The following is a 12,368-nucleotide window of genomic DNA, read 5'->3' as shown; positions in this document are numbered from 1 at the left end:
CGCTTTCCGCACATTTCGGAATCAGGTTGTTTGAAGTTTGTCTAAACACGCTAATTAACTGAAAAAGTTGATTGACGGCAGTTCGGGTTTTCCTTACATTAGCGCCCGTCCCGGCAACAACGGGATGACAATATGGTGAGGTGTCCGAGTGGCTGAAGGAGCACGCCTGGAAAGTGTGTATACGGCAACGTATCGGGGGTTCGAATCCCCCCCTCACCGCCATATTTGAGATGAGAGCTCGTACGAAAGTACGGGCTTTTTTCTTTTATATTCTCCGAAAGGGGGGGATGAGAATCCCCGACCGGGGTTCGACAACTGGCGCAGCCAGTTGGACAGACTGAGAGCGCAGCGAACAGGCTGCCCGAAGGGCGAGCGAAGCGAGTCAATCCCCCCCTCACCGCCATATTCGAGATGAGAGCTCGTACGAAAGTACGGGCTTTTTTCTTTTATATTCTCCGAAAGGGGGGGATGAGAATCCCCGACCGGGGTTCGACAACTGGCGCAGCCAGTTGGACAGATGACGAGCCTGCGAGGAATCTGCCCGAAGGGCGAGCGAAGCGAGTCAATCCCCCCCGGTGCTATATGCGACCCGGTGCGGTCTGAGCCCCACGAAAAATGCGTGCACGAATGACTCCCTCTTCTCTTGGGGAGATGGGGAACATACAGCTAAGGTAGTCATTCCGTTCACTTTATGTTCCTTGCTACTCTGTCACCACATTACTGGTGAACGTGCCAGGGTGGCTCAATCGCCACCACCCTGGCGACCCGGGCTCCCGGCAAGAAAATCGTCGCTACGCGATACCCTCAGCTTATTCCTTCGGCTTTCGGGTCGGGCGCGATGCAGCGTCCATGCAAGTCGCGCCCTCTCGGCGCATCCATGCGCCTCGCCCCGGCCTGCAGGAAACGCCTCAGCGATTTTCAGCCGGACCATGGAGCCGCGGTAAGTCTTTTATTTCCATGGCGTAATATCATCGCTTCATAAAGACAAAAATTACTGGGGAACTACTACTCCTCCACCATCCGCGCATACTCATCCGTCAGAAAATCCACCAGCGTCCTCACCGATGGCAATAGCCCGCGCCTTGACGGATACACCGCATGAATGACTTCCCGGCGCGGCTCCCATTCATCCAGCACACGAACCAGCTCCCCTGTTGCAAGCTGGTCTTTCACCATCAAAATAGGAAGCTGCACCACGCCCACACCAGCCATTGCCGCTTCCCGCAGGGCCAGCATATCAGTCGTGATAAAACGCGGGGCATAGTGAATCTCTGCTTTTGCCCCCTGCGGGCCGGTCAAATCCCATTTATGAACCTGCCTCCCCTCCCCCATACTCAACCCCGGCCATTGGCTCAGCTCTGACGGCATAACCGGTTTCCCCAGACGCTGAATCAAATCAGGCCCGGCCACCAGACAGTGCCCCCTGTCGGCAAGCACCCGTAAAACCAGGTCGCTGTCATCAAACGGACGCGGACGCACGCGGATTGCGATATCGATCCCCTCGCCCACCAGATCCACGCGACGATTGGTGGCTTCAAGCTGGAGGTTAATTCCCGGATATTTTGCCATAAAGCGCGCCAGCATCGGCCCCACGTGTACGTGCAGCAATGTCACCGGGCAGGTGATCCTGACAATACCGCGCGGCTCAGCCTGCAATGCAGCGACCGCCTCTTCCGCCGCCTCGGCTTCCACCAGCATCGCTTTACAGTGTTGATAAAAGGTCTGGCCCACTTCGGTAACGGTAAACTGGCGCGTGGTGCGCTGGATTAACCGCACCCCGAGCCGCTCTTCAAGCTGGGCGATGCGGCGGCTCAGTTTTGATTTTGGCTGATCGAGCGCCCGCCCGGCAGCCGCGAAACCGCCGTAGTCGACCACCTTCACAAACCACACGAAGTCATTGAGATCCTGCATAAAACCTCATCGTTCCATTTAAAGAACAGTGAATGTCATTTTCACTGTCTACCGGGATATTAAACCTGAATATAAGCTAATAAACATCAACAGAACATCAGGAGATAGCCATGAAAAATGTTACAGGCGTTTATACCGCACCGCGTCAGCACTGGGTTGGTGATGGGTTTCCGGTTCGTTCAATGTTCTCTTACCAGACTCACGGCGAGCCGCTCAGCCCATTCCTGCTGCTGGATTACGCTGGCCCGCATACCTTCCCGGCGGATGGCGAAAAACGTGGCGTGGGGGAACACCCTCATCGCGGGTTTGAAACGGTCACTATCGTTTATTCCGGCGAAGTAGAGCATCGCGATTCAACCGGTAAAGGCGGCGTAATTGGCCCCGGTGATGTGCAGTGGATGACTGCCGGCTCCGGCATTCTGCATGAGGAGTTCCACTCCAGTGGTTTTGCGCAGAAAGGGGGCGAGCTCAAGATGATGCAGCTGTGGGTCAACCTGCCCGCTAAAGACAAAATGGCGGCACCGGGGTATCAGAGCATCACCCGCGACACGATCCCAGTGGTGGCATTACCTGATAACGGCGGCGACCTGCGCGTTATCGCCGGGCGATACGGTGACGTCACTGGCCCTGCACATACGTTCTCACCACTGAATGTATGGGACATCACGCTGCGTCAGGGAAGCCACCTTACGCTCAATCTGCCCGAAGGCTGGAGCACCGCACTGGTTGTGCTTGAAGGCAACGTCACGGTAAACGGCACTGCGCAGGCGGGAGAAGCTCAGCTTGTCGTCCTGAGTCAGCAAGGAGAGAAGCTGCATCTGGAAGCTAGCCGTGATGCCAAAGTGCTGCTGATGGCCGGGGAACCGCTGAATGAGCCGATTGTGGGCTATGGCCCATTTGTGATGAACAGTAAAGCCGAAATCGCTGAAGCCATTAGCGATTTTAACTCAGGCCGCTTCGGCCAGATCTGATCGTAATAAAGGAGAAGAAAATGTCTACACCTGCGAATTTTAATGGAGCACGCCCGGTCATTGATGTGAACGATGCGGTCATGTTGCTTATTGATCATCAGAGCGGGCTATTCCAGACCGTTGGTGATATGCCGATGCCGGAACTGCGTGCCCGTGCGGCAGCGCTGGCAAAAATCGCGACCCTGGCGAAGATCCCGGTGATTACCACCGCGTCCGTTCCACAGGGGCCGAACGGCCCGCTGATCCCGGAGATCCACGCTAATGCGCCTCATGCGCAATATGTGGCACGTAAAGGCGAAATCAACGCCTGGGACAACCCGGAGTTTGTCGCTGCCGTTAAGGCGACCGGACGCAAGACACTGATCATTGCGGGCACCATCACCAGTGTTTGCATGGCGTTTCCGTCAATCAGCGCGGTGGCCGACGGCTATAAAGTGTTTGCGGTTATTGATGCGTCAGGCACCTACAGCAAAATGGCCCAGGAGATAACTCTGGCCCGTGTGGTACAGGCGGGTGTTGTGCCGATGGATACGGCGGCTGTCGCATCTGAAATTCAGCGCACATGGAACCGTGAAGATGCCGCCGAGTGGGCTGAGGTGTACACACACATCTTCCCTGCTTATCAGTTGCTGATTGAGAGTTACAGCAAAGCGCAGGACGTGGTGAAGCACAGCGAAGTGCTCGATTCACAGCGGTAATGACTCGCTCCACGGCATAAACACCGTGGAGCTGATTATTGCTTAACCGAACAAGCACTAAAGCAGAAAATCTGCTTGACCGTTTTAGCGCAACTCCCTATAGTAGCGCCCCGTTGCCCCCCAAGCGGTCAGGCAACAATACAATATGGTGAGGTGTCCGAGTGGCTGAAGGAGCACGCCTGGAAAGTGTGTATACGGCAACGTATCGGGGGTTCGAATCCCCCCCTCACCGCCATATTTGAGATGAGAGCTCGTACGAAAGTACGGGCTTTTTTCTTTTGGATCTCCGCCAGGGGGATTCGAACCTTTAGGACTTCTGCGGTGTTTATGTCGGGTGTCGCTATGCTTACCCGACCTACGATATTGAAACCTTACCTGTAGGCCTGGTAAGCGCAGCGCCACCAGGCGTGAAGGCTGCACAAAAAAACAAAGCCCGGTCTCCCGGGCCTTGAACACAACAGCTAACTCAGTAGTACGCGTTCAGCGTGCGCTGGCAAAGGGCCGACCGCACGCAGTCATCTTTGGTAAAGCGAACCACCCCAATCATCTCATCTTCCTCAAAACGTGACATCGCATCGCTCAGGCCAGATTTCACACCGGATGGCAGATCGCATTGGGTAATATCGCCGTTGACGATAACCGTCACATTTTCCCCGAGGCGCGTTAAGAACATCTTCATTTGCGCAGCAGTCACGTTCTGAGCCTCGTCAAGAATCACGACCGCATTTTCAAATGTACGTCCGCGCATATAGGCGAACGGCGCGATTTCCACCTTGCCAATCTCTGGTCGCAGGCAGTACTGCATAAAGGATGCACCCAGTCGTTTCACCAGCACGTCGTAGACGGGCCTGAAGTACGGGGCAAACTTTTCCGAAATGTCTCCGGGCAAGAAGCCGAGATCTTCATCAGCTTGCAGTACCGGACGGGTGACAATAATCCTGTCCACGTCCTTATGGATCAGAGCCTCCGCCGCTTTGGCTGCACTAATCCAGGTTTTCCCGCATCCGGCTTCACCGGTTGCAAAGATGAGCTGTTTACTCTCGATAGCATTCAGGTAGTGCGCCTGAGCTTCATTGCGCGCCACAATTGGAGAAGTATCACGGCTGTCCCGCGCCATGCCAATTGCTTCAACGCCACTCATCTGCACAAGCGAGGTGACCGATTCTTCTTCACGTTGTTTATGGCTACGTGAATCCCGTCTCAGCACACGTTTTGCTTCGCGACGAGCTTTGATCACTGCTTTTTGTCTTCCCATGGATAGCACCTTGAGTTGTTGGTATTCATCACACGCGCCAGTTTCAGCACGATTATGCGCACGAACATCAGAGGGTTGGCTTCCTTGTAAGCCATTGCTTGCTTTATCGGATGACGATACAGAACGGCTACGCGCACCATTTTGCACGTCGGTCGAAGGAGATTCTGGAGAAGATGAGGAGAATTTAGTGGTGAGGAAATCGCTGCCGGAGTCTGAGCCTCCGCGCCGGGTGCTGCGGTTGTTATGTTTACCATGTCCAGTATAGGACGCAACCATTCGCGATCTCCATAGTGATTCAGCATCACTGCCGGGAACTACCGCTGTCTTATATTAAGTACATCAAGGTTTATCATAAATGCAACATTTATTTTACTTTGATGCAACTTTAAGACTGTCCCTACAGGTGAAATCAGTCTCATACAGGAATATTACAGAAATATAACAGATGGATAGTCATATGAAAAAATAATGTCCCCGCGAACTATCGCAGGGACAATTATCAGGCTTCAATAAGCCCTTGAGCGAGATACGCGTTTTGGTCGCGCGGCCCAGGCAGGGCAAAGAAATAGCCGCCGCCGACAGGCTTAATGTACTCTTCCAGCGCTTCACCATTTAACCGCTTCTGCACGGTTAAGAAGCCCTTCTCCAGGTCATGCTGATAACAGACAAACAGCAGCCCCATATCCAGCTGACCAGAGTTGGTCACCCCCAGCGAATAGCTGTAACCACGGCGCATCATCAGGCTGGACTGCGTCTCTTTGGTACGCGGGTTCGCCAGGCGAATATGGCTGTCCAGCGCGATGGTGTCACCGTTCGGGTCGGCGCTGTAATCATGCACATCGTGCTCGTTTTTCATGCCCAGCGGCGCACCGCTTTGCTTGTCACGGCCAAAAATGGTCTGCTGCTCTTTGAGCGGCGTGCGATCCCAGAACTCCACGTGGAACTGAATAATACGCACCGCCTGATAGCTGCCGCCAACGGCCCACGCAGGCTCGCCCTGATCGGCCGTCACCCAGACCACATCTTTCATCAATGCAGCATTGCTGCTGTCCGGGTTGGCAGTGCCATCCTTAAAGCCAAGCAGGTTGACCGGTGTCTCCTTCCCTTTGCTGCGCGCAGCGTGGTCAGAGATAAATCCTTCCCGCTTCCAGCGCACACTCAGCAGATCCGGCGTGTGCTTGATGATATCGCGCAGGGCGTGGATCACCGTATCCTGCGTGTTCGCACAAATCTGAAGAAGCAGATCGCCGTGGCACAGCGCCGCATCAAGCGAATCATTCGGGAATCGCGTCATTTTTTGCAGTGATTTCGGTTTGTGCTTCGTCAGGCCATAGCGTTCATCGAACAGCGACTCACCCAGCGACACGGTAATGGTCAGGTTATCCGGGGCGATAAACGGCCCCAGAATACCGGAGTCCATCGGCGGAAGACGCGGGTTAGGCGTTTGCGGTGCCGGGCCGCCTGCGGTGAGAAACGCGATACGCGTTGTCAGCAGGCGAAACAGGCGCTCCAGGTCGGCTTTATCACTGGCCAGCGAATCAAACGCCACCAGCATCATGGAGGCCTGCTGCGGCGTCAGAATGCCCGACTGGTGCGCGCCATAGAAAGGCTGCGTTTCCATTCGGGCATTGGGGGATACCGTGCCGGGAGCACTTTGCGGTTTAGCCGCATGGGCCACCGGGCATCCACCTGCCAGGGCAAGTGCGCCACCCAGCGCCCCTACCCCTTTCAGTAAACGACGTCGCGAAGGTTCAGCTACGTCGAACTCGTCTTGCTTGTTCATCATGCTTAGTCCAGACCCAGTACGCCACGCAGCTGAGACAGATCTTCTGCCAGGGTCGTAATTGGGCCTTTCAGCGCATTACGGTCAGCATCGGTCAGTTTGTCGTAGGTTTCGAAGCCGTCTTTGGTGCGATATTTCGCCAGAATGGTGTCGACTTTCTTGAAGTTGGCATCCACTTTCGCCAGCAGCTCGCTGTTCTCTTTCTGCAACTGCGGACGCAGCAGAGAGACAATTTTCTGCGCGCCATCGACATTGGCCTGGAAGTCCCACAGGTCAGTGTGGCTGTAACGGTCTTCTTCACCGCTGATTTTGCTCGCCGCCACTTCTTCAATCAGACCCGCTGCGCCGCCCACCACTTTAGATGGCGGGAAAGCCAGCTCGCTAATACGTTTTTGCAGCTCCAGCACGTCGGTGTTCAGCTGCTCAGCGTACTTCTCCATCCCTTTGGTGGAGTTATCGCCAAACAGCGCTTTTTCCAGACGGTGGAAACCGGTGAACTTAGGATCGGCGGCTTTCTGCTCGTAGTCATCTTCACGGGCATCGATGCTGCCATCCAGGTCAGAGAACAGTTCAGCAATAGGTTCAATACGCTCGTAGTGCTGACGGGTTGGCGCATACAGGGATTTCGCTTTTTCGAGATCGCCCGCTTTCACCGCATCGGTAAAGGCTTTGGTGCCTGCAACCAGGTCCGCCGTCTCTTTGGTGACATAGGCTTTATAGGCGGTAATCGCGTCGCCCAGGCTCAGCAGGGCTTCACCTTTCGCAGCATCCGCCGTGGCTTCACCTTTAACAATCAGCTTGCCTTTCGGGTTGGTCAGCAGGCCACAGGTCATGTCGTATTCGCCAGGTTGCAGGTTAGCCGTCATTTTCTGGCTAAAGCCCGGGGCGATGTTTTCACGCTCTTCCACGACCATCACGCCTTTGAGGATTTCCCATTCCAGCGCTTTCTGGCTGTGGTTCTGAATAATAAACTGCGTTTTACCGCTGTTCACCGTGACGCTCATCGGCTCACACTGTTTGTCATTCACAGTGATTTTAACCTGCGGAATATCGGCTGCCTGCGCGGAGAATGCAGAAGCGAACAGCGCGGCAATGCCTGCGCGTAACGCACTACGACGAAACTGAATTGCCATGACTCTTCCCTTTTAAAAGTATGTTGTAACTACACCAAACCCATTACGGCGCGGTATGCGACGCCTGGGTGCGGGCACGCGGCGGCAGCGCGAACAGCACCAGCGCCGGAACCAGATAGATAAAGTACATCGCCACTTCGCTGACGCTCGGTGTCTCCTGATACCCGAAGATCCCTTCGAGCAGGGTTCCGGTCAGGGAGTGCGTAGAGAGCACATTGCTCAGGTCAAACGCGACATCCTGGAAGTGGTTCCACAGCCCCGCTTCGTGGAAGGCGCGGATTGCGCCCGCGGCCAGCCCTGCGGCAACCAGCAGAATAAACAGGCTCGTCCACTTGAAGAACACGCCCAGGTTCAGGCGAATACCGCCCCAGTACAGCAGGAAACCGAGCACCACCGCCGTTGCCAGCCCCAGCATTGCACCGAGCGGCGGCCAGATCCCCACATCCTGCTGGAACGCAGCCAGCAGGAAAAAGACCGATTCCAGGCCTTCACGCGCAACGGCGAAAAAGACCATCATGATCAGCGCCCAGCCGTGGTTGTTGCTTTTTTGCAGGGCGTTATCGACCGCCTGCTCCAGCTGAACTTTCACGTTACGGGACACTTTGCGCATCCAGAACACCATCCAGGTCAGGATCACCACCGCAATAACGGCAACGATGCCTTCGAACAGCTCTTGCTCTTTCTGCGGGAACTCACCGGTGGTTTCGTTGATGAGGATGCCAAGCCCAAGGCAGAGCGCTGCGGCGAGGAAAACGCCAATCCACATCACGCCAATCCAGCGTCCGCGCTGGGTTCGCTTCAGGTAGCTTGCGATAAGACTCACGATTAAGGCAGCTTCAAGGCCTTCACGTAACATAATGAGAAATGGAACAAACATGCCGACACCTTAATTGTTAATCGCAGTCAACTGATGCAAAGAAAGGTAAATTCTTGTGATAGTGATTATCATTACGGAGAAGAGAAACACAAGCGAAATGTGTTGTGTTTTGATGAAGAGATGTAAACCGCTCGCCTGTTAATAGTTTCCGTCGTTATCGTTGTGTTTATAACTTATAACGTAAATGCCCATTTACGGTTAAACACAGCTGTGGCTAAATATGTGACTCGAAAACCAACTGAAAACTAACCATGTATAATATTATCCACTTCCTGCTGGCGCTGGTGATTATTCTTGCGCTTGCCTGGCTGGTGAGTTTTGACCGCCGAAAAATTCGTATTCGCTTCGTTTTACAGCTTATTATTATTGAAATTGCCCTGGCATTCTTTTTCCTTCATGCCGAAAGCGGTCTTTTCCTGATTAAATATGTCTCTGGCTTCTTTGAATCGCTGCTTAAATTTGCCTCAGAAGGGACGAATTTCGTCTTTGGCGGAATGGGTGAAAAAGGGCTGGCGTTCATTTTCCTCGGCGTTCTTTGCCCGATTATTTTTATTTCGGCGCTGATTGGTATTCTCCAGCACTGGCGAATTCTGCCTGTGTTTATTCGCATTATCGGGACATTGCTGTCGAAAGTGAACGGGATGGGGAAACTGGAGTCCTTTAACGCCGTCAGTTCACTGATCCTCGGGCAGTCTGAAAACTTCATTGCTTACAAAGGGATCCTGGGCGACCTCTCCTCCCGCCGTCTGTTTACGATGGCCGCCACCGCGATGTCTACCGTGTCGTTATCGATTGTCGGCGCGTATATGACCATGCTGGATGCAAAATTTGTCGTCGCGGCGCTCATTCTCAATATGCTCAGCACCTTTATTATTCTCTCCGTCATCAACCCGGCACGCCCGGAAGCGGAGCCGGATATCAAACTGGAAAAAATGCACGAATCCCAGAGCTTCTTTGAAATGCTGGGTGAGTATATTCTGGCCGGTTTTAAAGTGGCGATGATTATTCTGGCTATGCTGATTGGCTTTATCGCGCTTATTAGCGCGGTCAACGCCCTGTTCTCCAGCGTATTTGGTATGAGCTTCCAGCAGATCCTGGGTTATGTGTTTTATCCTCTGGCGTGGCTGATTGGTATTCCACTGAGTGATGCCTTAAATGCGGGCAGTATTATGGCCACGAAGCTGGTTGCCAATGAATTTGTGGCGATGATCGAGCTGCAAAAAATTGCGCACCAGATGACCCCGCGCGGTCTGGGTATCTTGTCCGTGTTCCTGGTCTCTTTCGCCAACTTTGCTTCTATCGGCATTGTTGCAGGCGCCATTAAGGGCCTGAATGAACAGCAGGGGAACACCGTGTCCCGCTTCGGGTTGCGTCTGGTGTACGGTGCGACACTGGTCAGTTTGCTGTCGGCGAGCTTTGCGGGATTAGTGTTGTAATTTTTGAGCCGTTTGTGCCCGGCGGCGCTTCGCTTGCACGGGCCTACGAAACAATAACGGCGGGTTTCCCCGCCGTTTTTCATTAAAACTGTACGCACACCGGCTGATCGACACGCATCACCGATTCCTGCGCAAAGCGTGACTTGTAGAGCCCACGTAACGCTTCGATATTCTGCTCACTCACGGCATCCTTACCGTGGATTAGCATCAGCGCCTTGCTCTGCTCACGCGCCACTTTCCCGTCATTACCCAGCCACTGCCCACGGGCATCAAATACCGTCAGGCCATCGCGAAAGCGCGGGGTTACGTCCTGGTCAACAAACTGCTGCCACTCCTGGCCGGTAATGTCTTTCCCTGCCGGGCGGCTCAGGCCGAAATAGAGCGTGGTTTGCTGCATCTGGTTATCCACTTTGCAGGTGGTGTCTGTGGTGTTGTGCGCGGGTGCGTTACAGCCTGCCAGCATGAAAAGTGCCGCCACCATAAGCCCTGTTTTGATTGTCATACTTCGCTATCCTCATTGTTATAAGCACAGCGATATCAGCGTAAATTGCGGAATTTAGCAAGAAAAAAGCCGGGTGGCGCTTGCGCTTACCCGGCCTACAGGAGGGAGGTACTACTTATTCAGGCTGTAATTTTGATGGCGGTGCCGTGTGGTAATGCGCGTCCGCTTCTGCAAAGCGTTTTTGCATCGCCGCAGACGGTGCTTTACCCAGCAGGCTGAACACCACGATCCCGACGCTGCCGAAGATAAAGCCAGGGATGATTTCGTACAGGCCCAGCCACGCGAACTGTTTCCAGACGATAACCGTCACCGCACCAATAATCATGCCAGCCAGCGCGCCGTTACGGGTCATGCGTGACCACAGTACCGAGAACAGCACTACCGGGCCAAACGCGGCACCAAAGCCCGCCCACGCATAGCTTACCAGGCCCAGAACGCGGTTGCTCGGGTTGGCCGCCAGCGCAATGGCAATCAATGCCACTACCAGCACCATAAAGCGCCCTACCCACACCAGCTCTTTCTGGCTCGCATCTTTACGCAGGAACGCTTTGTACAGGTCTTCCGTAATGGCACTGGAGCACACCAGCAGCTGGCAGCTCAGGGTCGACATCACCGCCGCCAGAATCGCCGACAGCAGAATACCGGCAATCCACGGGTTAAACAGAATTTGCGCCAGCTCGATAAACACGCGCTCGGCGTTCTGGTTCACCGCACCCGCCTGCGCCGGGTTATTGTTGAAGTACGCGATACCGAAGAAGCCTACCGCACACGCCCCTGCCAGGCAGAGGATCATCCAGGTCATACTGATACGACGCGCATGAACAATGGTGTGGTGAGAATCAGCGGCCATAAAGCGCGCCAGAATATGCGGCTGACCAAAGTAGCCCAGGCCCCAACCCATCAGCGATACAATCGCGACAAAGTTCAGTCCTTTCAGCATATCGACGTTTTCGATGCTCTTTTGTTTAATAACTTCCAGGGAGTCCGCAAAGCCGCCGACGGTGAAAATCACAATCACTGGCGTCAGGATAAGCGCGAAGATCATCAGGCTCGCCTGTACGGTGTCAGTCCAGCTCACTGCCAGGAAACCGCCCACGAAGGTATACAGGATCGTCGCCGCCGCACCGGCCCACAGCGCCGTTTCATAGCTCATGCCGAAGGTGCTTTCGAACAGACGCGCACCGGCCACAATGCCGGAAGCACAATAGATGGTGAAGAACACCAGGATAACCAGAGCCGAGATAATACGCAGCACGCGGCTGTTATCTTCAAAGCGCCCGGAGAAGTAATCCGGCAGGGTCAGGGCATTGTTGTTCGCCTCGGTATGCACACGCAGGCGGCCCGCCACCAGCTTCCAGTTAATCCATGCGCCCAGGGTCAGGCCAATCGCGATCCAGCTTTCTGAAATACCGGAGATGAAAATCGCACCCGGTAAGCCCATCAGCAGCCAGCCGCTCATGTCCGATGCGCCCGCAGAGAGTGCGGTTACCATCGGCCCTAAACTGCGCCCGCCCAGAATATAGTCGTCAAAGTTCTTCGTTGATCGCCAGGCCAAAAAACCTATCAGGATCATGCCAAAAATATAGATAAGAAATGTCACCAGCATCGGTGTGCTAATTGCCATTTAAAGACTCCAATAATTTGATCGACAACCTTCCCGGCTGTCTTTTATTACATCACCGGAACGGGGTGATGATGATGTGTATTTCTGTTGGCCGCGCGTATCCTGCCGGAAGCAGTGCTCGCACACAAACGATTTAACACTGCATTTACATCAAATTCATCCCTGGTTTTATACGTCT

General features: G+C 54.3%; 10 protein-coding genes, 2 tRNA genes and 2 other RNA genes. 7 read left to right on the top strand and 7 right to left on the bottom strand.

The genetic code is table 11. The annotated features are described in order from the left end of the window. The first annotated feature begins 134 nt into the window (after positions 1–134). From HV107_RS19325 to HV107_RS19315, 3 genes are all read left to right on the top strand, one after another. A tRNA-Ser gene (locus HV107_RS19325) sits at positions 135–222 on the top strand. 44 nt (positions 223–266) lie between these two features. Continuing rightward, positions 267–403: non-coding RNA, RtT sRNA (locus HV107_RS19320), on the top strand. Between the two features lie 44 nt (positions 404–447). Next, positions 448–583, top strand: a non-coding RNA gene (locus tag HV107_RS19315) — RtT sRNA. A gap of 422 nt (positions 584–1,005) precedes the next feature. Here the strand turns inward: HV107_RS19315 and HV107_RS19310 are convergent. Continuing rightward, complete coding sequence (locus tag HV107_RS19310) at positions 1,006–1,911, bottom strand: LysR family transcriptional regulator (RefSeq protein ID WP_182060416.1); 906 nt, start codon at positions 1,909–1,911, stop codon at positions 1,006–1,008. 110 nt (positions 1,912–2,021) lie between these two features. Here HV107_RS19310 and HV107_RS19305 point away from each other — a divergent pair, with 110 nt between their 5' ends. The 3 genes from HV107_RS19305 to HV107_RS19295 all read left to right on the top strand — a co-directional run bounded on the left by HV107_RS19305 (position 2,022) and on the right by HV107_RS19295 (position 3,815). Beyond that, positions 2,022–2,882, top strand: coding sequence for a pirin family protein (locus HV107_RS19305; RefSeq protein ID WP_182060415.1), 861 nt, complete (start codon positions 2,022–2,024; stop codon positions 2,880–2,882). Positions 2,883–2,902: 20 nt separating this feature from the next. Beyond that, positions 2,903–3,580: an isochorismatase family protein gene (locus HV107_RS19300; protein ID WP_014069728.1), complete on the top strand. Its 678-nt coding sequence runs from the start codon at positions 2,903–2,905 to the stop codon at positions 3,578–3,580. Positions 3,581–3,727: 147 nt separating this feature from the next. Beyond that, positions 3,728–3,815, top strand: a tRNA-Ser gene (locus HV107_RS19295). A gap of 231 nt (positions 3,816–4,046) precedes the next feature. Here HV107_RS19295 and phoH read toward each other — a convergent pair. From phoH to efeU, 4 genes are all read right to left on the bottom strand, one after another. After that, on the bottom strand, positions 4,047–4,835 hold the full coding sequence (phoH, locus tag HV107_RS19290) for a phosphate starvation-inducible protein PhoH (RefSeq protein WP_182063551.1): 789 nt from the start codon (positions 4,833–4,835) through the stop codon (positions 4,047–4,049). 499 nt (positions 4,836–5,334) lie between these two features. Continuing rightward, entirely contained in the window at positions 5,335–6,618 is a 1,284-nt protein-coding gene (gene efeB, locus HV107_RS19285) for an iron uptake transporter deferrochelatase/peroxidase subunit (RefSeq protein ID WP_182063550.1), read from the bottom strand. Between the two features lie 5 nt (positions 6,619–6,623). After that, complete coding sequence (gene efeO, locus HV107_RS19280) at positions 6,624–7,751, bottom strand: iron uptake system protein EfeO (protein ID WP_182060414.1); 1,128 nt, start codon at positions 7,749–7,751, stop codon at positions 6,624–6,626. Positions 7,752–7,794: 43 nt separating this feature from the next. Next, positions 7,795–8,628: an iron uptake transporter permease EfeU gene (gene efeU / locus HV107_RS19275; RefSeq protein WP_182060413.1), complete on the bottom strand. Its 834-nt coding sequence runs from the start codon at positions 8,626–8,628 to the stop codon at positions 7,795–7,797. 251 nt (positions 8,629–8,879) lie between these two features. On the opposite strand from efeU, the gene HV107_RS19270 reads away from it, so the two are divergent. Beyond that, the gene (locus HV107_RS19270; RefSeq protein WP_182060412.1) at positions 8,880–10,064 is read left to right on the top strand and encodes a NupC/NupG family nucleoside CNT transporter; all 1,185 of its coding nucleotides are present in this window, start codon (positions 8,880–8,882) and stop codon (positions 10,062–10,064) included. Positions 10,065–10,146: 82 nt separating this feature from the next. Here HV107_RS19270 and HV107_RS19265 read toward each other — a convergent pair whose 3' ends face one another. Both HV107_RS19265 and putP read right to left on the bottom strand, forming a co-directional pair. Continuing rightward, positions 10,147–10,566, bottom strand: coding sequence for a DUF3574 domain-containing protein (locus HV107_RS19265; protein WP_182060411.1), 420 nt, complete (start codon positions 10,564–10,566; stop codon positions 10,147–10,149). 115 nt (positions 10,567–10,681) lie between these two features. Then, a complete protein-coding gene (gene putP / locus HV107_RS19260; protein WP_182060410.1) occupies positions 10,682–12,190 on the bottom strand; it encodes a sodium/proline symporter PutP in 1,509 nt (502 codons plus the stop codon). Positions 12,191–12,368: the final 178 nt, after the last annotated feature.

The organism is Enterobacter sp. RHBSTW-00175, assembly GCF_013927005.1.
Taxonomy (GTDB): domain Bacteria; phylum Pseudomonadota; class Gammaproteobacteria; order Enterobacterales; family Enterobacteriaceae; genus Enterobacter.
Note: the sequence above shows the minus strand (reverse complement) of the source record. Positions and strands in the feature narration are given on the sequence as shown.

Excerpts from the sequence above, each read along its gene's own strand:
- HV107_RS19265 (WP_182060411.1), bottom strand. The coding sequence starts at position 10,566 with ATGACAATCAAAACAGGGCTTATGGTGGCGGCACTTTTCATGCTGGCA.
- phoH (WP_182063551.1), bottom strand. The coding sequence starts at position 4,835 with ATGGGAAGACAAAAAGCAGTGATCAAAGCTCGTCGCGAAGCAAAACGT.
- HV107_RS19305 (WP_182060415.1), top strand. The coding sequence starts at position 2,022 with ATGAAAAATGTTACAGGCGTTTATACCGCACCGCGTCAGCACTGGGTT.
- efeB (WP_182063550.1), bottom strand. The coding sequence starts at position 6,618 with ATGAACAAGCAAGACGAGTTCGACGTAGCTGAACCTTCGCGACGTCGT.
- HV107_RS19270 (WP_182060412.1), top strand. The coding sequence starts at position 8,880 with ATGTATAATATTATCCACTTCCTGCTGGCGCTGGTGATTATTCTTGCG.
- HV107_RS19310 (WP_182060416.1), bottom strand. The coding sequence starts at position 1,911 with ATGCAGGATCTCAATGACTTCGTGTGGTTTGTGAAGGTGGTCGACTAC.
- efeU (WP_182060413.1), bottom strand. The coding sequence starts at position 8,628 with ATGTTTGTTCCATTTCTCATTATGTTACGTGAAGGCCTTGAAGCTGCC.
- putP (WP_182060410.1), bottom strand. The coding sequence starts at position 12,190 with ATGGCAATTAGCACACCGATGCTGGTGACATTTCTTATCTATATTTTT.
- HV107_RS19300 (WP_014069728.1), top strand. The coding sequence starts at position 2,903 with ATGTCTACACCTGCGAATTTTAATGGAGCACGCCCGGTCATTGATGTG.
- efeO (WP_182060414.1), bottom strand. The coding sequence starts at position 7,751 with ATGGCAATTCAGTTTCGTCGTAGTGCGTTACGCGCAGGCATTGCCGCG.